The organism is Streptomyces sp. rh34, assembly GCF_002551245.1.
Lineage (GTDB): Bacteria > Actinomycetota > Actinomycetes > Streptomycetales > Streptomycetaceae > Streptomyces.
On the sequence record NZ_NTGZ01000161.1, the window covers coordinates 1 to 17,425 of the forward strand.

The 17,425-nt window shown below is 72.9% G+C and carries 12 protein-coding genes and 2 pseudogenes; 5 read left to right on the forward strand and 9 right to left on the reverse strand.

Annotated features, from left to right (window positions below):
* The 5 genes and pseudogenes from CR470_RS25290 to CR470_RS25310 all read right to left on the reverse strand — a co-directional run.
* Nucleotides 1-418 (reverse strand): annotated as a pseudogene (locus CR470_RS25290) (condensation protein); the annotation flags it as partial.
* 411 nt (nt 419-829) lie between these two features.
* A pseudogene (locus CR470_RS25295) lies at nt 830-4,954 on the reverse strand (alpha-(1->3)-arabinofuranosyltransferase domain-containing protein); the annotation flags it as partial.
* Nucleotides 4,951-5,670: a class I SAM-dependent methyltransferase gene (locus tag CR470_RS25300; protein WP_097869839.1), complete on the reverse strand. Its 720-nt coding sequence runs from the start codon at nt 5,668-5,670 to the stop codon at nt 4,951-4,953. The gene CR470_RS25300 and the pseudogene CR470_RS25295, both read right to left, overlap by 4 nt.
* Nucleotides 5,667-6,860, reverse strand: a complete 1,194-nt coding sequence (locus tag CR470_RS25305) for a glycosyltransferase family 4 protein (RefSeq protein ID WP_097869840.1) — start codon at nt 6,858-6,860, stop codon at nt 5,667-5,669. The genes CR470_RS25300 and CR470_RS25305 overlap by 4 nt, the downstream gene beginning before the upstream one ends.
* A gap of 324 nt (nt 6,861-7,184) precedes the next feature.
* The gene (locus tag CR470_RS25310) at nt 7,185-8,168 is read right to left on the reverse strand and encodes a DUF3068 domain-containing protein (protein ID WP_097869841.1); all 984 of its coding nucleotides are present in this window, start codon (nt 8,166-8,168) and stop codon (nt 7,185-7,187) included.
* 182 nt (nt 8,169-8,350) lie between these two features.
* Here CR470_RS25310 and CR470_RS39730 point away from each other — a divergent pair, with 182 nt between their 5' ends.
* Entirely contained in the window at nt 8,351-8,503 is a 153-nt protein-coding gene (locus CR470_RS39730; RefSeq protein ID WP_176739579.1) for a hypothetical protein, read from the forward strand.
* Nucleotides 8,500-9,705 (forward strand): helix-turn-helix domain-containing protein, encoded by a 1,206-nt coding sequence (locus CR470_RS25315; RefSeq protein WP_097869842.1) that lies wholly within the window; start codon nt 8,500-8,502, stop codon nt 9,703-9,705. Before CR470_RS39730 ends, CR470_RS25315 begins: the two co-directional genes overlap by 4 nt.
* A 47-nt stretch (nt 9,706-9,752) precedes the next feature.
* Here CR470_RS25315 and CR470_RS25320 read toward each other — a convergent pair whose 3' ends face one another.
* From CR470_RS25320 to CR470_RS25330, 3 genes are read right to left on the reverse strand one after another with little or no spacing between them, the layout of a single operon-like run.
* The gene (locus CR470_RS25320; protein ID WP_097869843.1) at nt 9,753-10,538 is read right to left on the reverse strand and encodes a 3-oxoacyl-ACP reductase; all 786 of its coding nucleotides are present in this window, start codon (nt 10,536-10,538) and stop codon (nt 9,753-9,755) included.
* 5 nt (nt 10,539-10,543) lie between these two features.
* Nucleotides 10,544-11,926, reverse strand: coding sequence for an aldehyde dehydrogenase family protein (locus CR470_RS25325; protein WP_097869844.1), 1,383 nt, complete (start codon nt 11,924-11,926; stop codon nt 10,544-10,546).
* Nucleotides 11,927-11,977: 51 nt separating this feature from the next.
* Nucleotides 11,978-13,342, reverse strand: a complete 1,365-nt coding sequence (locus tag CR470_RS25330; RefSeq protein WP_097869845.1) for a glutamine synthetase family protein — start codon at nt 13,340-13,342, stop codon at nt 11,978-11,980.
* 73 nt (nt 13,343-13,415) lie between these two features.
* Between CR470_RS25330 and CR470_RS25335 the strand changes: the two genes are divergently transcribed.
* From CR470_RS25335 to CR470_RS25345, 3 genes are all read left to right on the forward strand, one after another.
* Nucleotides 13,416-14,234: a FadR/GntR family transcriptional regulator gene (locus CR470_RS25335; RefSeq protein WP_097869846.1), complete on the forward strand. Its 819-nt coding sequence runs from the start codon at nt 13,416-13,418 to the stop codon at nt 14,232-14,234.
* 191 nt (nt 14,235-14,425) lie between these two features.
* Nucleotides 14,426-15,895 (forward strand): ethanolamine permease, encoded by a 1,470-nt coding sequence (gene eat / locus CR470_RS25340; protein ID WP_097869847.1) that lies wholly within the window; start codon nt 14,426-14,428, stop codon nt 15,893-15,895.
* 108 nt (nt 15,896-16,003) lie between these two features.
* Complete coding sequence (locus CR470_RS25345; RefSeq protein ID WP_097869848.1) at nt 16,004-16,747, forward strand: gamma-glutamyl-gamma-aminobutyrate hydrolase family protein; 744 nt, start codon at nt 16,004-16,006, stop codon at nt 16,745-16,747.
* Nucleotides 16,748-16,814: 67 nt separating this feature from the next.
* Here the strand turns inward: CR470_RS25345 and CR470_RS25350 are convergent.
* Nucleotides 16,815-17,425: hypothetical protein (locus tag CR470_RS25350; protein ID WP_097869849.1), on the reverse strand; the 611-nt coding region annotated here is incomplete at its 5' end.

Genomic DNA, 17,425 nt, shown 5'->3' on the forward strand with positions numbered 1-17,425 from the left:
AGGTCCCCGGCTCCTCGACCACGGCGAGCCGCAGCGGCGGCGAGGCCGTCAGCGGCGGGGCCTCGTCCAGCGCCCGCGCCCGGGCCCGGGCGAGCGCCCCGGGTGCGGACGGCGGGAAGGAGACCGGATCCGTGTCGGGGCTCCCGGTCAGCTCCCACTCGTAGCGCCGGGCGAACGGGGTGCGCGGGCGCTCCCGCATCAGCGCCCGGGGGTGCCGGGTGAGTGCCTCGGCGAACGCGGAGCGCAGCCGCCCCTCGTCCACCCGGCCGGGCAGATGGATCTCGATGTGCACCGTGTTCGGCTCGGCGTCCTGCGCACAGTGCCGGGCCACCTCGTCGACCACCGGGAACGGCACCCGGGCCGGGGCCCCGGACCGGGGCGTACCGCCCCGCGCCCGGGGGTGCCGCGTGGTCGCCATCAGGTGCCTCCCCCGGGACGGGACGGCGGCGGCTGCTGACCGCCGGGCTGCCGCGTCGGGCCGTCACCGCCCCGGCCGTCGCCGTCTCCCTCCCCTTCGCCCGAGCCGGCTCCGTACCCGATTCCGGGCGGGGGAGGCGGAGTTCCCCGCGGATGCTTCGGGTCGGTGGACAGCGTCCGGCCCGAACCGGTGGCCTGCGTCGGAACCGTGGGCGCCTCGCCGTCAGCGGGGGCGACCGTGTCCCGGCCCCCGGCGGCCCGCCTGCCGAGCGGCCCGCGCCCGACCGTGACCAGGGCCGCGAACAGGCCGACCAGAGCCAGGAACTGGGCCGTCGCGCCGAACGCTGTCTCTTATACACATCTCTGAGCGGGCTGGCANCCCTCGCGCCATCAGAGATGTGTATAAGAGACAGCGCCCGACCGTGACCAGGGCCGCGAACAGGCCGACCAGAGCCAGGAACTGGGCCGTCGCGCCGAACGCGCCCTCGCCCGCGGCCGTGGTGTCCCCGGTGCCCACCGCGGCGACGACACCCGCGGCGGCCATCGCCGCGAACGCGACCGGAGCGAGCAGCCTCGGCCGGAAGCGGGCGAGTACGGCGAGGACCGGCACCGCCAGGGCGAGCGGCCCCGCGATCACCACCCCCACCAGGGTGAGCGCCACGGTGCCCAGGACCAGACCCGGGCCGGGCACGACGGGCTGCTCCTCGGCCGCGTACGGCGCGGCTCCCCGTCGGCGCCCGAAGGCGAGCCCCACGAGCACCAGGAGCAGGACCCCCGCGCCGATCAGCCCCACCTGGTAGATCCGGGCCGGCTCGTACTCCAGGGTGACCTTGCCGCCCTCGCCCTCCGGGATCAGCCAGGCCTGCTGCCAGCCGTCGATCCGCAGAGGCGTCAGCTCCTCGCCGCCCAGGGTGGCCTTCCAGCCCTTGTTGTGGTTCTCGTGGATCTGGAGGTAGGAGGCCTCGCCCGCCCCGACGGTGATCGTGCGCCGGTCGCCGTCACCCCGCTCGACGTCCACCGAACGCTGCGTGCTCGACGCGGCCTTCGAGGTCCCCTTGCTCAGCGTGACGTCCGTGATGGCGAGGGGTCCCGCGTCACCCGCCTCGACGGTGGTGGACGAGGCGGCCAGCTCCACCGTGCCGCCCTCGGTGCACGGCGTGACCTCGATGGGGCGGCGCTGCGTCAGGTCCCGCACCAGGCCTTCGGCGCGGGTCTCCAGGAACGTACCGCCGACGGACAGGACCGGCCCCTTGCCGCAGGCCAGGCTGAAGGTCTTGCCCGGCTTCGGCTGCGGCGAGCGGTACTCCTCCAACGCGGGGATGTAGACCTCGCTCAGCCCCACCGGCAACTGCAACTGGTCGTCGGCGACCGGGTTGTGGACGGTCAGCGGAGCCTGGCGCGAGATGGTGATGTCCATCCGGTCGGTCCTGATGGGCGAGAAGCGGGCCATGCCGTTCTCGTCCACGGAGGCCACCGCCGTGCCGTCGGGGGAGCTGATCTGCACCTGCTCGGGGCGGGTGGACAGACCGCCGGCCGCCGCGAAGACGATCTCCCCGACCTCCTTCTTCTCCGGCCAGGACAGACGCAGCGTGGGGCGTTCGCCCGCGATCCACGCCGTGGTCAGATCACCGTCGGTCAGATTGCGCGGACTGAGGTTGGTGCCCAGCCGTGCGGTGGAGTCGGCGCTCACCTCGATCTTGTCCCGCTCGCCCGTCAGCTCGAACAGCAGTTTGTCCAGCTCATCGCCGGGTACCGGCACCGCGCTCGCGGACACCTGGTACGGGCCCGCCTCCTGGGGGGTGAACTGCCGGTGCAGGCCGACCTCGGCCGCGACCGACGACAGGCCGCCCGGGTCGCTGCCCCGCCGCAGCGAGTAGACCGTGGAGTCCGCGCCCTCACGCGGCGCGTCGGAGGGCAGCTCCAGCATCCGGGTCACCTGCACCCCGGGGACCGCGATGTCGGTGAACCCGGCGCCGGTGAGCCCGGGGCGCCCCTGCTGGGACTCCAGGATCGTCACCTTCAGCCAGGAAGCCTGCCCGGTGGGGGCGGCCACCGTCTGCGTCGATCCGTCCGGCTTCAACGGGCTGTCCTTGAAGCCCCGCTCGGTCTCGACCCGGACGACGGTCGGCGCGGCCCGCACGTTCGCGCTGGGCAGCGGCGTCACCTGGAGCGAGGCCGGAAGCTCCGTCGGAGTGGTGAAGTCGATCCGCACCCACTCGTCCTCGGGAGAGCCCGGGGACCCCTCCGCCCAGCCGGTGTCCGGGTTGCCGTCGAAGGCGTTGACCGGGTCGTACTGCGGCAGATGGAACAGCCAGTTGCCCACCGACGAGGCGCTGACCTTCTTCGCGCCCCGCAGCACGGCCGTCGTCTGGTGCTCCGTGCCGGACGTCGGGAGGATCTGCCGGGGGCTACGGTCCGGATCCTGCGCGGCCTCCACAGCGTTGCGCTCATCCGCGGTGTACGTGTACGAGGTGTTGGAGTTGACCAGCCCGAACCGGGTGTCGGCGCGCCGCAGCCCGTCGCCCGCCGCGTACAGCGACGGCCGTCCCAGACCCGGGTGCGCGTCACCGGCCAGCACGGCCGGCCGGCCTTCCAGCGCGCCGCTCGCCGCCAGCGGCAGCAGGGACTCGGGCCCGCCGCTCACGACGGCCGTCGAGGCCACCGGGGCTGTTCCCGCCCGCCCCGGACGCTCCGTCCCGGCAGGCGGCTCGTAGATCTCCACGGCCCGCTGCCGCGGATAGAGGCCCTCGACCTGCACGGGGGTGTCCGCCGCGATCCGGCCACCGGTCATCACCGGACCGAAACCGGTCACGCGCTGGTACCCGGACGCCTCCAGGGTGCGCTTCACCGTGGTCGTGGGGACGTACCCCAACTGGTCGGGATCCAGGTCGTTGCGGACCACCACATAGTGCAGCCCCGCCCGGTTGAGGTACTCGCTCAGTCCGGGCACCTCGCCGCCGGTGGTCAGCGCCTGCTCGACGGCGTCCATCGCCCGCCGGTTGCCCGGCGTGCCGAACGGCACGTAATCCCGTTGCGCCCAGGGCGAGTTCGCCAGCACATCCAACGGCTGGTCGATGGGCGAACCCCAGGTGTAGATGCCGTGCGCGGTCGCGGGGACGACCAGGGCGCGGTCGTCGGCCGAGTTCTTCTTCAGCCAGCTCCCGGTCGTCTCCCAGTACGTGGGCAGCTGCTGGAACGAACCCGTCTGCAGGATCGAGCCGTTGACGTACGGCCAGGCGAGACCCGGCAGCACGAGCACGGCGGCGGCCACCGGCACGAGCCGCCGGGCGCGCACCGCGCTACCGCCGCCACGCGCCGCGGCGGCGAAGGAGACCACCGCGGTGAGGTGCGCGAGGCCCAGGGCCAGGGCCAGCGCCAGCCCTGTCTGGAACTTGTAGATGTTGCGGAACGGCACCAGCCAGCCGTCCAGCCAGTCCTGCGCGGTCCCGTGGAACAGCCCGCCCAGCGCGCCCCCGTAACCGGCGAGCGTGATGAGCGCGACGCACAGCACGGTCAGCACCAGCCAGCGGCGCTCGGGCAGATCACGGCGTGCCAGTCCCGCCAGGCCCAGGGCGGCGGCGAGCGCCGAGCCCAGGATGGTGACGGTCGCGGTGGCGACGGTCCAGCCGGCCGGCAGCCAGGCCTCGCCGAAGTTCAGATAGCCGACCCAGTTCCCGCCGCCGCGCAGCACCTCGGTCGCCGACATGGTCGTCGTGGTGGTGTACGAGGACTCCACGTACGGCATGAAGTTCTCGCCGAAGGTGCCCAGCAGCAGCAGCGGAACGATCCACCAGGCGGTCGCCAGGATCACACCCGGGATCCACCACGCCAGCAGGGCGCGCTTGCGCGGCCCGCCGGGACGGGACAGCAGGTACAGCCCCACCGGCAGCAGCGAGGCCAGCGTGGACGCGGCGTTGACGCCGCCCATCAGCGGGATCAGCAGAGCGGACCGGGCCGCGGCGGTCCTCGGCGCGAGGCGCGGGTTCGTCAGCGGCAGCAGCACCCACGGCAGCAGGGCGCCCGGCAGGGCCGCCGCCGAGGTCGAGCCCACGACGATGGTGTACGTCGGCCACAGGGCGTACGCGACCGCGCCCAGCAGCCGGGTGGCCGGGGAACCCACGGCCAGCCGCTCCGCCAGCCGGAGCGCGCCCCAGCAGGCGGTCGCCACGATCAGCGACAGCCACAGCCGCTCCGCGAGCCAGACCGGTACGTGCAGCAGGTCGGCGGCCCCGTAGTACGGCAGCATCGGGATGGCGTACCCGACGTACTGGTCGGCGATCCCGCCGAACCCGGCCCGGCTGTGCCACAGCTCGCCCAGGTCGCCCAGGAAGCGCCAGGGATCCACGACGACGCCGAGCTTGGTGTCGAACGTCATCCGGCCAGGCGACACCGCGAGGAACGCCGCGAACACGGCGGCCCAGAAGCCCAGCAGCCAGCGCCGTGAGCGAGGCGTGGGCGGTCCGTCGGCGGTACCGGAAGGCGCGGGACCCGCGCCCTGAGGGGCCGTGGACCGGGGTGGGTGGACAGCGCTGGTCATGAACACCGCCGGAGGATGAGGAGGAGGTTCCAGGTGGCGAATTCCCGCAGTACGGGGATGCGCGGCACGAGCTGGGGAAGGACGGGCCAGTAGCGCGAGCGTGCTGAGACGACGGACACGTCGGAGCGGCTCCGGACGTGGCTCAGGGTCTCCCCGACGCCGATCTTGAAGAGGTTCTCGCCGAGCCGGTGCTTGGCCGGACCGCCGGTGCGCCGCTCGTAGCGGCTCCGGGCGCGTTCGGCGCCGAGGTAGTGCCAGGGCGCCCACTCGTGGCCGCCCCACGGGGAGAGCCAGTTGGTGTACGAGACGTAGATGAGACCGCCGGGGCGGGTCACCCGCGCCATCTCGCTGAGGAAGGTGTGCGGATCGGCGACGTGCTCCAGCACGTTGGAGGAGAAGCAGACGTCGGCCGCGCCGTCGGCGAGCGGCAGCAGATAGCCGTCGGCGACGACGGTGTCCGCGCGCTGCCCGGGGCCGATCTCCGCCGGATCCGGCTCGAAGAGGTAGCTGTGCGCCCCGCGCCGCCGGAACTCCCGGGTGAAGTAGCCGTCGCCGCCGCCGATGTCCACGACGACCTTGTCCCGGAGCGGGCCGTGCCGCTCGACCTGGTCGGCCGCGTCACGGGCCAGCAGGGTGTACGCCGTGGCGGGGTCGCCCTGTTCGCGCAGGAAGGCGCGGAACAGAGCGGCCGACCGCCGGAACGAGGGGTCCTTCACGCGCTCGCGCCGATCGTCGGGGCGTTCGGGCCGTCCGCCGTCGGAGCCGTGGAACCGGCCGCCGCCTCGGCGGCCACCGCCGCGAACCTGCGCACACTGGCGGTCCACCGGTAGTCGGCGGCCCGTTCGCGGGCCGCCTTGCCCATCGCCTCGCGTCGCTCGTCGTCCAGCGCCAGCGTGCACCAGGCGGCGGCGAAGGAGGACGCGCCCGGGGCGAGGACCCCGGTGACACCGTCCTCGACGGAGTCGCGCAGCCCCGGCACGTCGAAGCCCAGGGTCGGGGTGGACCGGGCCGCGGCCTCCGTGACCACAAGACCCCACCCCTCCACGGCTGCCGGGTGCAGCAGCATCCACGCGGCGCAGAGCAGCCGGTGCTTCTCCGCCTCGGTCACATGCCCGGCGAACTCCACGCCGGGGCCCGCGAGTTGTTCCAGCCGGGCCCGCTCGGGGCCATCGCCGACGATGACGAGCCGGCCTCCGGTGACCGGCCGGACCCGCTCCCAGAGCTGGAGCAGCAGATCGATGCGTTTGTAGTCGACGAGCCGGCCCAGCGCCACGAACAGCGGTGTGGCGGACCGCTCGCCCTGCGGGTTCGGCTCCTGGACCCCGTTGTGCACCACCCGGATCCGCCGGTCGGGCACGCCCAGTTCGCGCAGGGCGCCCGCCGTGGACGGGGACACCGCGATCATCAGGTGGTCGCGGTAGGCCCGGGACAGGGCCCAGTGTTCGAGCTTGCGCCCGGCACGGGCCACCGGCGTCGGGAAGCGCATGTCCCACAGGTCGGTGTGCACATGGTTGACCAGGCACACCGTGGGGCCGCGGTGCCACAGCGGGGCCAGGTACGGCATGCCGTTGCAGACCTCGACGAGCAGGTCGCACGTGCCGATCCGCCGGGCGAACGCGGACCGCGCGCCGACGTAGTGCCCCAGAGTGGAGCCCGCCGAGACGACCCGGTAGGGCCGGCGGGAGGCCGGTCCGCCGCACAGCAGCGTGACGTCGTGACCCTGCTCGGTGAGGCCCAGGGCGAGCTGGTCGACCAGCAGCTCGGAGCCGCCGGCGGCCGGATTGCCCAGGTCGCGGTGGGCGAGGAAGACGATGCGTCTCGGGGTGGCGGGGACGGTGGCGGGCGCCGGGCCCTGACCCGGACGCGCGACGGCGTCAAGCAGTGGGGGAGGGACGTGCTGGGGCATGGGTGCTCCAACTCGGCTCGGGGGGCGGGGACTCGGGGGAGCGGCCCCCGGGACGAGGGCCGCTTGGAGCGGGGACGTACCGGGGGGCCGGGACAGGGGTTCGCCGGGCCGGGAGTCCGGCCGCGGGGCGAGGGATCGTGAAGGGTGATGAGGGAGAAGCGAGAAACAGGTGATGAGGGTGATGAGGGTGATGGGGCGATGAGGGAGTTGAGGGGAGAGGGACGGGCGGGGACGGGACCGGGGGGCCGTGCTCTGGTGGGGATAGACAGTTTTCGGCACGGGTACGCGCCCGGCTACTCACCGGTGCAACAACTTGCCGGTAACTCAGGTGTGCGGAATCGTCATCATGTGAGTATTCGGCGCTTCCGGCTCCGTCCGGCGCCCCCGGACGACGAGCACGACGCCCGCCACCGCGAGCACAACGCCCAGCCCCGCCGCCCCGGCCGGCGCGGTCGTGCCGAGCATCGCCAGCCGGTCGCTGTCCGCCGACGCCAGCTCGACCTGCTTGAGCTGGGTCTCCTCGGTGAACTCCACGCGCTTGCTCTCCAGGAGCACGACGGCGTCCTTCTCGGAGCCCGGCGCGCGCAGCGTCTTCCTCGGGCCGATCGCCGCGTTCATGATGCGGCCGGTGCGCCGGTCCACCACCAGCTCGATGCCGCTGTTGGAATACCACTCCTCGGCCAGCACCTGGGGGATCTTCTTCTTCCCCACGAGCACTCCGGGCACCTGGCGCACCCCGGTCTGGGTGGGCTCCACCTCGCCCTTGAAGAGCAGACCGGAGTAGCCCTGAACCTCCTGCTCACCGGCGTAGGAGAGCCGCACCACCCCGCCGAGCGTGCTGTCCCACCAGCGGTAGGAACGCTTCTCGACGTCGAAGGGGAACTTGAGATAGGCCTCCCCGTCGAACGTCGGGGACTCCTCGCAGCAGTGGACCGGCTCGTTCGTGGTCCGGTCGGTCACCCAGCGCTCCAGCGTCCACTGGAGGGCGTCACGGGGATCCGAGGCGGGCAGGGTGTCCTGGTGGTCGACCGAGGTGGAGACGTCCCACACGGCGTTGCCGCTCTTCTCGCTGTCGGCCACGTCCCCGCGCACCTGCCGCGTGATCGTGATCGTTCTGCCCTCGACCGTCTCCACCTCGGACGTGTCGAAATAGCTGCCCGTCCCGGTGAAGACGGTGGTGGTGTCGATGTCGATGGGGGTGCGCTTGGCATGCGGCTGGACGTACCAGACGAGCAGCGGCGCGAGGACGAGCAGGAAAACCCCTGCGCCCAGCAGGACAAGCGACAGGGGTGAAGCGTTGTGGCGCATCCGGGCACTCCTGGGTCGAATCTCTTCGCGGAGGTGCACGGGCCCGGGCCGGTCAGCCCTTGATTGGCGTGAACAGTAGGCAAGCCCTTGACGGATGTCAATGTGCTGTCGACACTGTGTCCCAGCCGGAGGGGCCCGGCTGCAGGGGTGGGGATCGCCTCCAGCAAGGAGCTGACCCGACTATGCGCAGACTCATCGCCGCCGCTGTCACCGTCCTGGTGGCCGCCACGCTCGCCGTTGGTGCGGCGGTCGGTGTCGTGGCACTGCTCGACGCCACTCCCGACCAGCCCAATACGCCCTTGATCAGCTACGACACCGCCCCGGCGGCTCCATGACCCGCCCGGCCTGGCAGGACGTCCCCCGGTCGAAGCTCGACCGTTTCGAGGCGATCGCCCGGTCCGAGGCCCCGGAGCTCGCCCAGACGATCCTGTACCAGATACGTCAGGAATATCCCTATCTGCACCTGGTCGAGGACGACTCCGGGGAGCCGCTGGCCCTCGTCGGTATCCGCCGCGCCATCGAAGGCTTCGTCCACAACCTCACCGAGGGCGCCCACCCACGCGTGCCGCCGGAGATGTTCCAGGAGTTCGGGCGGGGCGAGGGTCTTGAGGGCCGCAGCCTCGACGCGCTCCAGGCCATCTATCGCCTCGGGGTCCGGCTCACCTGGCGCAGGCTCGCCGAGATCGGCCAGCAGGCCGACATCCCCGCGCCCGCGATGTACGAGCTCGCCGAATCGGGATTCGAGTATCTGGACGGGCTCGTGGAACAGTCGGTACGGGGCTACGCCGAGGCGGCGGCCCGGCGCGCCAGCGAACGGCTCCGCCTCCAGCGCCAGCTGATCGAGCTCCTCCTGGTGGAACACCGGGGCGACGTGTCCGTGGCCCTGGCCGAGCGGGCCGCCCGCATCGGCTGGGAGCTTCCGGAGACGATCTCCGTGGGTGTGCTCATGCGCCCGGCCCGCGAGGCCGTGGCCCCGGCGGTCGGGCAGGGCATTCTGCTGGAGATGGAGAGCGAGCAGCCGCGCATCGTCATCCCGGACCCGGACACGGCGGGCCGTGCGGAGATCCTGCGGCGCGCCACGGCCGGCTGGTCCGGGGCGATCGGACCGGCGGTACCGCTGGCGGCCGCGGCCACCTCGCTGCGCTGGGCGGAGACCGCGGTCCAGCTGATCAAGAAGGGCCTGCTGCCGCAGGGCGAGGTGCTGTACTGCACCGAGCGGGCGGAGGAACTGCTGCTGCTCCCCGCCCAGGAGCTGATCGACGCGTCCGCCCGCCGCTGCCTCGCCCCGCTGGACGGCCTCGGTCCGACCCAGGCCCGGCGCCTGTCCGAGACGCTGCTCGCCTGGATCGAGACCCCCGGGGGCGCCCCGGAGGTGGCCGCCCGCCTCGGCATCCACCCTCAGACGGCCCGCTACCGGCTGCGGCAGATCCGCGAGCTGTGGGGCGACGCCATCGACGAACCGGACCAGCGTTTCGAGATGCTCCTGGTGCTCCGCGCCCGGCGTCTTCGGGATGATTCGGCCACCACCTCGGGCTGACCGGCGGCCGGTCAGCCCGGCCGCCGGGATTGCCGGGACCGTCGGGATCAGACCGGGGTGACGTACGCCCCGGCGATCCCGCCGTCGACCAGGAAGTCCGTGGCGTTCACGAACGAGGAGTCGTCGCTCGCCAGGAACGCGACGGCGGCGGCGATCTCGGTCGGCTCGGCGAACCGGCCGACCGGGATGTGCACCAGCCGCCGGGCGGCCCGCTCCGGGTCCTTGGCGAACAGCTCCTGGAGCAGCGGGGTGTTGACCGGGCCGGGGCACAGGGCGTTGACCCGGATCCCGTCGCGCGCGAACTGCACGCCCAGCTCGCGCGACATCGCCAGGACCCCGCCCTTGGACGCGGTGTACGAGATCTGCGAGGTGGCCGCGCCCATCCGGGCCACGAAGGACGCCGTGTTGATGATGGAGCCCTTGCCCTGGTCGCGCATATAGGGGATCGCCGCCTTGCAGCAGAGGTACACCGAGGTCAGGTTGACCTCCTGCACCCGCCGCCAGGCCTCCAGGCCGGTGTCCAGGATGGAGTCGTCGTCCGGCGGGGAGATGCCCGCGTTGTTGAACGCGATGTCGACCGAGCCGTAGGTGTCGAACGTGGTCGTGAAGAGGGCGTCGACCTGCTCGGCGTCGGTGACGTCGGTACGGACGAAGAGCCCGGCGGTCTCGGCGGCGGCGGCCTTGCCGCGCTCCTCGTCCACATCGGCGCAGACGACGTGCGCGCCCTCGGCGGCCAGCCGCCGGGCGGTGGCCAGGCCGATGCCGCTGCCGGCTCCGGTGACGACGGCGGTGCGGCCGACCAGGCGGCGGCAGACGGAAGAGGTGTCGGTCATGGTGCTCAGGCCTCCGTGCTGATGAAGACGTTCTTGGTCTCGGTGAAGGCGGCCAGCGCGTCCGGGCCGAGCTCGCGGCCCAGGCCCGACTGCTTGTAGCCGCCGAAGGGGGTCGAATAGCGCACGCTGGAGTGCGAGTTGACGGAGAGGTTGCCCGCCCGCAGCCCCTGGCTCACGCGCAGCGCGCGGCCGACGTCCCGGGTCCAGACCGAGCCGGCGAGTCCGTAGTCGGTGGCGTTGGCGAGGCGCAGCGCGTCCTGTTCGTCCTCGAACGGCAGGACCACGGCGACGGGCCCGAAGACCTCCTCGACCGCCACCGGCGCCTCGGGCGAGACCCCGGTGAGGACGGTCGGCGGGTACCAGAATCCGGGGCCTTCGGGGGCCGTTCCGAGGATGGTCCGGGCGCCGTCGGCTTCCAGGCCGCCGTCGACGAGGCCCCGGACCCGGTCGCGCTGGACGGCCGAGATCAGCGGCCCCATCTGGGTCTTCTCGTCGGCCGGGTCGCCCACCACGACGGCCGACACGGCCGGGACGAGCAGGTCGAGGAAGCGGTCGTACACGGACCGCTCGACCAGGATCCGGGTGCGGGCGCAACAGTCCTGACCGGCGTTGTCCAGGAAGGACATCGGTGCGGCCGCCGCGGCGGCCTCCACATCGGCGTCGGCGAAGACGACGTTGGGGCTCTTGCCGCCCAGCTCCAGGGTGAGCCGTTTCACGCGCTCAGCGCAGCGGGTCATGATGTGCTTGCCGGTCCGGGTGGAGCCGGTGAACACGATCTTCGCGACGCCCGGGTGTTCGACCAGAGCGCTCCCGGCCACCGGGCCCTCGCCGGGCAGCACCTGGAACAACCCCTCGGGAAGACCTGCCTCCAGGGCGAGTTCGGCCAGCCGGAGAGCGGTCAGCGGCGTCGTCTCGGCGGGCTTGAGAAGGACGGCGTTGCCCGCCGCGAGGGCCGGGGCGAGACCCCAGGCGGCGATCGGCATCGGGAAGTTCCACGGGGCGATGACCCCGACGACCCCCAGCGGCTCCAGGACCGTGAAGTCGATGCCGCCCGCCACCGGGATCTGCCGGCCGAGCAGCCGTTCGGCCCCGCCCGCGCTGTAGTCGAGGAGATCGCGGACGTTGCCGGCCTCCCACCGGGCGTTGCCGATGGTGTGCCCGGCCTCCCGCACCTCCAACCGGGCCAGTTCCTCGGTGTGTTCGTCGACGACGACGGCGAAGCGGCGCAGCAGCCGCGCCCGGTCGGCAGGGGCGGCGGCCGCCCAGCGGCGCTGCGCCGAGGCGGCGACGTGGACGGCGGCGTCCACATCGGCGGCGGAGGCCGCGGGGACGGTGGCGACGACCTCGGCGGTCGCCGGGTTCAGGACGTCCAGGGTGGGTGGTGACACGTACGGACCCCGATCACGGAAGCGGGTAGTGGCGCGGAGGGTTTCTGGCTGTCAGAGGCGTTCGAAGGAGCGGCGCAGTTCCCAGTCGGTCACCGCGGAGTCGTACGCGGTCAGTTCGACGCGGGCCATGTTCAGGTAGTGCGCGACGACCTCCTCGCCGAACGCCTCCTTGGCGATGGGGCTGGCCTCCCACAGCTCGGCGGCCTCGCGCAGGGTCGTCGGCACCTGGTCGTAGTCCCCGGTGTAGGCGTTGCCCGTACAGGCCTCGGGCAGCTCCAGCCGGTGCTCGACCCCGTACAGTCCGGCGGCGACCAGACCGGCGACGGCCAGGTGCGGGTTGACGTCGCCGCCGGGCAGCCGGTTCTCGAAGCGCATCGATCGCCCGTGGCCGACGACCCGCAGGGCGCAGGTGCGGTTGTCGACGCCCCAGGCGACGGCCGTGGGGGCGAAGGAGCCGGGCTGGAAGCGCTTGTAGGAGTTGATGGTGGGCGCGTAGAGGAGGGAGAAGTCCCGCAGGGCGGCGAGTTGGCCGGCCAGGAAGTGCCGCATCAGCTCGGACATGCCGCCCTCGCCCTCGCCCGCCATCATGTTCGCGCCGTCCGCGTCGGTCAGCGAGAGGTGGATATGGCAGGAGTTGCCCTCGCGCTCGTCGTACTTGGCCATGAACGTCAGCGAGACGCCCTCCTGGGCCGCGATCTCCTTGGCGCCCGTCTTGTAGACGGCGTGCTGGTCGCAGGTGGTGAGCGCCTCGTCGTAGCGGAAGACGATCTCGTGCTGGCCGGGATTGCACTCGCCCTTGGCGGACTCGACGGTCAGCCCGGCCTCCTGCATCTCGTTGCGGATACGGCGCAGCAGCGGCTCGATGCGCCCGGTGCCGAGGATCGAGTAGTCGATGTTGTACTGGTTGGCCGGGGTCAGCCCGCGGTAGTCGCGGTCCCAGGCCTCCTCGTAACTGTCCCGGAAGACGATGAACTCCAGCTCCGTGCCCACCTGGGCGGTGTAGCCGAGCTCCGCCAGCCGGCCGAGCTGGCGGCGCAGGATCTGACGCGGGGCCGCCACCACCGGACTGCCGTCGTGCCACGCGAGATCCGCGATCAGCAGGGCGGTCCCCTCGTGCCAGGGGACGGGGCGCAGAGTGGCCGGATCGGGGACCATGCCGAAGTCGCCGTAGCCGTTCTCCCACGAGGACATCGCGTAGCCGTCGACGGTCCGCATCTCGGTGTCCACGGCCAGGAGGTAGTTGCAGCCCTCGGTGCCGTGCTCCAGCACCTCGTCGAGGAAGAACCCGGCCGCGAACCGCTTCCCCTGGAGCCGGCCCTGCATGTCCGGGAAGGCCAGCACCACGGTGTCTATCGACCCGTCGGCGACCCGTGAGCGGAGCTCGTCGACGCCGAGCGGGGGTGTGCGGTCTGCCACGGGATTCCTCCTTGGGTGAACCGGGAGGCTTAAGGTATGACAGGGAACCATTACTTGGGAAGGGGATCGGCCAGTGGCCACGAGGCAACGAGCGGACGACACCCGTCCGGCGGCAGGAACGGCGGGAACGGCCGCGGCCGAAGGGGCGGCGGCCGACACGTCCGGTGGCGGGAGCGACGCCGCGACCGGCCGGCCGGACTCCGTGCTGCGGCCCGTCCGCGCGGGCAACGGCTTCGAGGAGGCGCTGGAGCAGGTCCTCCAGCTCCTGCGGCTTGGTCTGGTCCCGCCCGGCGAACGGCTGCCCCCCGAACGTGAGTTGTCCCAGCAGCTGAGGATCAGCAGGGTGACGCTGCGCGAGGTCCTCAAGGTCCTCCAGGACCAGAACATGGTCGAGAGCCGCCGGGGCCGCTACGGAGGAACGTTCGTCCTGCCGCGCACCGCCGCCCCCGACGGCAGCGGCGAACTGCGCCGCCGCATCGCCGCCGTCGACGTGGAGGACACCCTGCGCTTCCGCGAGGTGCTGGAGGCCGGAGCGGCGGGCCTGTGCGCCGAAGGGCTCCCGGCGGACGGCGGGGCCAGGCTGCGGGCCGCGCTCGACGCGACGCGGGGCGCCCGGCTGGAGGACTACCGGCGTCAGGACACCCTGCTCCACCTCACACTCGCCGAACTCTCCGGCTCCCGTACGCTCGCCACCCAGTACGCCGCGGTCCGGGCCACCCTCAACGAACTGCTCGACTGCATCCCGCTGCTGGTGCGCAACCTGGAGCACTCCCAGCGGCAGCACGCGGCCGTCGTCGAGGCGGTGCTCGACCGGGACGCGGACGCCGCCCGCGAGATGATGCGCGAGCACTGCGGGGGCACGGCGGCCCTGCTGCGCGGCTTCCTCGCCTGACCGTGCCCTGGCCCGATCGGCGGGAGGCCCCGGTTGGGCGGCCCCGGCGGGCGTCCGGCGCGGAGGCGCATCCGTAACCACTCTTTGACGCACACCCCTTGCCATTCTCCCGGCGTTCCACAAAGGTGTGCCGACGAACCATTGATCGAAGCAGTTCCCACGATGAAGTCGACACACATCTGGAGCGCCTCATGGCTCAGGGAACCGAAAAACCCGCCGGCCCACCCGGTGACGCGAGCACGGGGGTGTCCGGCACGGACGCGTATCTGCACCGCAGAACCCTGCGCCGGGGCAGCGCGGGCTGGCTCCTGCTGACCGGGCTCGGCGTCGCCTACGTCGTCTCCGGCGACTTCTCCGGCTGGAACATCGGCCTGTCCAAGGGAGGCTTCGGCGGACTCGCCGCCGCCATGGTCCTGATGGGCGTCATGTACGCGTGTCTGGTCTTCGCGCTGGCCGAACTCTCCGCCATCCTGCCCACGGCGGGCGGCGGTTACGGCTTCGCCCGGCGAGCGCTCGGCACCTGGGGCGGCTTCCTCACCGGCACGGCCATCCTCATCGAGTACATCCTCGCGCCCGCCGCGATCGTGCTGTTCATCGGCGACTACGTCGAGTCCCTCGGCCTGTTCGGGCTCACCTCCGGCTGGCCCGTCTACCTCGCCTGCTTCGCGATCTTCATCGGCATCCACCTCTGGGGAGTCGGCGAGGCGCTCCGCTTCAGCCTGGTGGTGACCGCCATCGCGGTGGCCGCGCTGCTGATCTTCGCCGTCGGCGCGTTCACCGAGTTCGACGCGGGCCGCCTCAACGACATCCCGGCGGACGCCTCCGCCTTCGGCTCCTCCTCCTGGCTGCCGTTCGGGCTCCTCGGGATCTGGGCGGCCTTTCCCTTCGGCATGTGGTTCTTCCTCGGCGTGGAAGGCGTGCCGCTCGCCGCCGAGGAGGCCAAGGACCCGGTCCGCTCGATGCCGAAGGCGCTGGCCATCTCGCTCGTCGTGCTGGTCTTCCTGGCCGTCATCACCTTCATCTCCGCCACCGGCGCCCAGGGGGCCAACGCCATCAAGGAGGCCGGGAACCCGCTCGTGGTGGCTCTGCAGGGCACCGGAGAGCCGACCGCCCTGAGCCGCTTCGTGAACTACGCGGGCCTCGCCGGACTCGTGGCCTCCTTCTTCTCCCTGATCTTCGCCGGGTCCCGCCAGCTGTTCGCCCTCTCCCGGGCCGGCTACCTGCCGCGCTTCCTCTCGCTGACCAACCGCCGCAAGTCCCCCTACCTCGGCCTGCTGATCCCCGGAATCATCGGATTCACGCTTGCCGCCTGGAGCGGCGACGGCGGCCGGATGCTGAACGTCGCCGTCTTCGGCGCCACGATCAGCTACGCCCTCATGGCGCTCTCCCACCTGGTGCTGCGCCGCCGCGAACCGGAACTGCCGCGCCCCTACCGCACCCCGGGCGGCGCGTTCACCTCGTCCGTGGCCTTCGTTCTGGCATGCTCGGCCCTGGCGGCGACCTTCCTGGTGGACCGCGACGCGGCGTTCATCGCCCTCGGCGTGTACGCGGTGGCGCTGGCCTACTTCGCCCTCTACAGCCGGCACCGGCTGGTCGCGGGAGCCCCGGAGGAGGAGTTCGCCGCACTGGCGGCGGCCGAGGCCGAACTCGCCCGCGACTGAGACGGCCGCCCGGGGGCGGCGGGCTCCCGCCGCTCGGAGGCGTACCGGACGGAAGCCCGCCCCCGGAGAGCGACCACGCGATCATCCCGACCCGAAGGAGCCCGTTTTATGCCCCGGCCCGTCATCGGCATCAGTACCTACCAGGACCCGGCCCGCTGGGGTGTGTGGGAGATGCCCGCGGTGCTGCTGCCCGCCGCCTATCCCCGCCTCGTCCGGGCGGCGGGCGGGCTCGCCGTGCTGCTGCCGCCCGACGACGCGCGGGACGCGGCTCATGACACCGTCGCCGCCCTGGACGGGCTGGTGATCGCCGGGGGAGCGGACGTCGAGCCGGCGCGCTACGGGGCGGTCGCCGATCCCCGTACCGGCCCCCCGGCCCGCGACCGCGACTCCTGGGAGCTGGAGCTGATCCGGGCGGCGATCGAACACGGGGTTCCGCTGCTCGGCATCTGCCGGGGCATGCAGCTGCTGAACGTCGCCCTCGGCGGCACCCTGCACCAGCACCTGGACGACCACACCGGCGGCCCCGGCGTCTTCGGCAGCCATCCCGTGACCCCCGTCCCCGGCACCGCGTACGCGGACGCCGTACCGGAGACCGCCGTGGTGCCCGCCTACCACCACCAGGCGGTCGACCGCCTCGGCGCCGGCCTGGTGGCCTCCGCCCACGCACCCGACGGGACCGTGGAAGCCCTGGAACTCCCCGGGCACGGGAGCCTGGTGCTCGGGGTGCAGTGGCACCCGGAGATGGGCGAGGACACCCGGGTCATGGCCGCCCTGGTCCGGGCCGCCCAGGGCCGGTCGGGCCTGCCCGATGCCCTTCCCGCCGTCGACGCGCCCGTACGCGCCCTGACCTGACCGCCCTGACCTGACCGCCCCGGTCCGACCCGGCAGGGGCGGCGGTCTCGCGGTCGCCGCCCGCCCGTCAGCGGTGCGGGCCGGAGCCGCCCGGGGCGGGCCTGCCGGAGCCCTCGAAGCCGGAGCCCTCGAAGCCGGGGCCGGAGAAGTCCGGTCCCGCGAACGCCGGCGAGCTGAAGCGGGAGCCGTGGACGTCGCCCGCCCCGGGCGTGGGCGACGCCGCCTCGGCCAGCTCCCGGAGGAGGAACGGCCTGATCCCCCGGTCGCGCAGCGCCGCGAGCCATGCCTCACGGGCGTCCTCGACGGCGGGCGACCGGTCGGGCTCGGTCGCCGTGCCGTCCGCCGACTGCTTCGCCGCCGTGCGGTAGAGGGCGACGACGCTGACCAGGGCCGTGACCGCCGCGACCACCAGGCTGAACCAGCCGACGCCGACGAGCGTGCCCGCCAGGTCGGGCAGGGCCTCGGCGAGCTGCAGACCGTAGCCCAGCAGCAGGAACGTCGCCGCGGCCACGGCGGCGAGCACCGGCGTCAGCACCCCGAGGACCGCCAGGACTCCCGCCCCCGGTCGCTCCTGATCGCCCGGTCCGGAGAGCGGCGGCCCCCCTGCGCCCTGGCGCCCGCCCCGGGCCCGCCGGCGCAGGGCCGCGTACCGCCGGTACCTGTCTCTTATACACATCT

What these genes read in the sequence shown, in the direction of transcription:
- CR470_RS25305 (WP_097869840.1), bottom strand. Translation starts at nt 6,860, where the DNA reads ATGCCCCAGCACGTCCCTCCCCCACTGCTTGACGCCGTCGCGCGTCCG.
- CR470_RS25310 (WP_097869841.1), bottom strand. Translation starts at nt 8,168, where the DNA reads ATGCGCCACAACGCTTCACCCCTGTCGCTTGTCCTGCTGGGCGCAGGG.
- CR470_RS39730 (WP_176739579.1), top strand. Translation starts at nt 8,351, where the DNA reads ATGCGCAGACTCATCGCCGCCGCTGTCACCGTCCTGGTGGCCGCCACG.
- CR470_RS25315 (WP_097869842.1), top strand. Translation starts at nt 8,500, where the DNA reads ATGACCCGCCCGGCCTGGCAGGACGTCCCCCGGTCGAAGCTCGACCGT.
- CR470_RS25320 (WP_097869843.1), bottom strand. Translation starts at nt 10,538, where the DNA reads ATGACCGACACCTCTTCCGTCTGCCGCCGCCTGGTCGGCCGCACCGCC.
- eat (WP_097869847.1), top strand. Translation starts at nt 14,426, where the DNA reads ATGGCTCAGGGAACCGAAAAACCCGCCGGCCCACCCGGTGACGCGAGC.
- CR470_RS25345 (WP_097869848.1), top strand. Translation starts at nt 16,004, where the DNA reads ATGCCCCGGCCCGTCATCGGCATCAGTACCTACCAGGACCCGGCCCGC.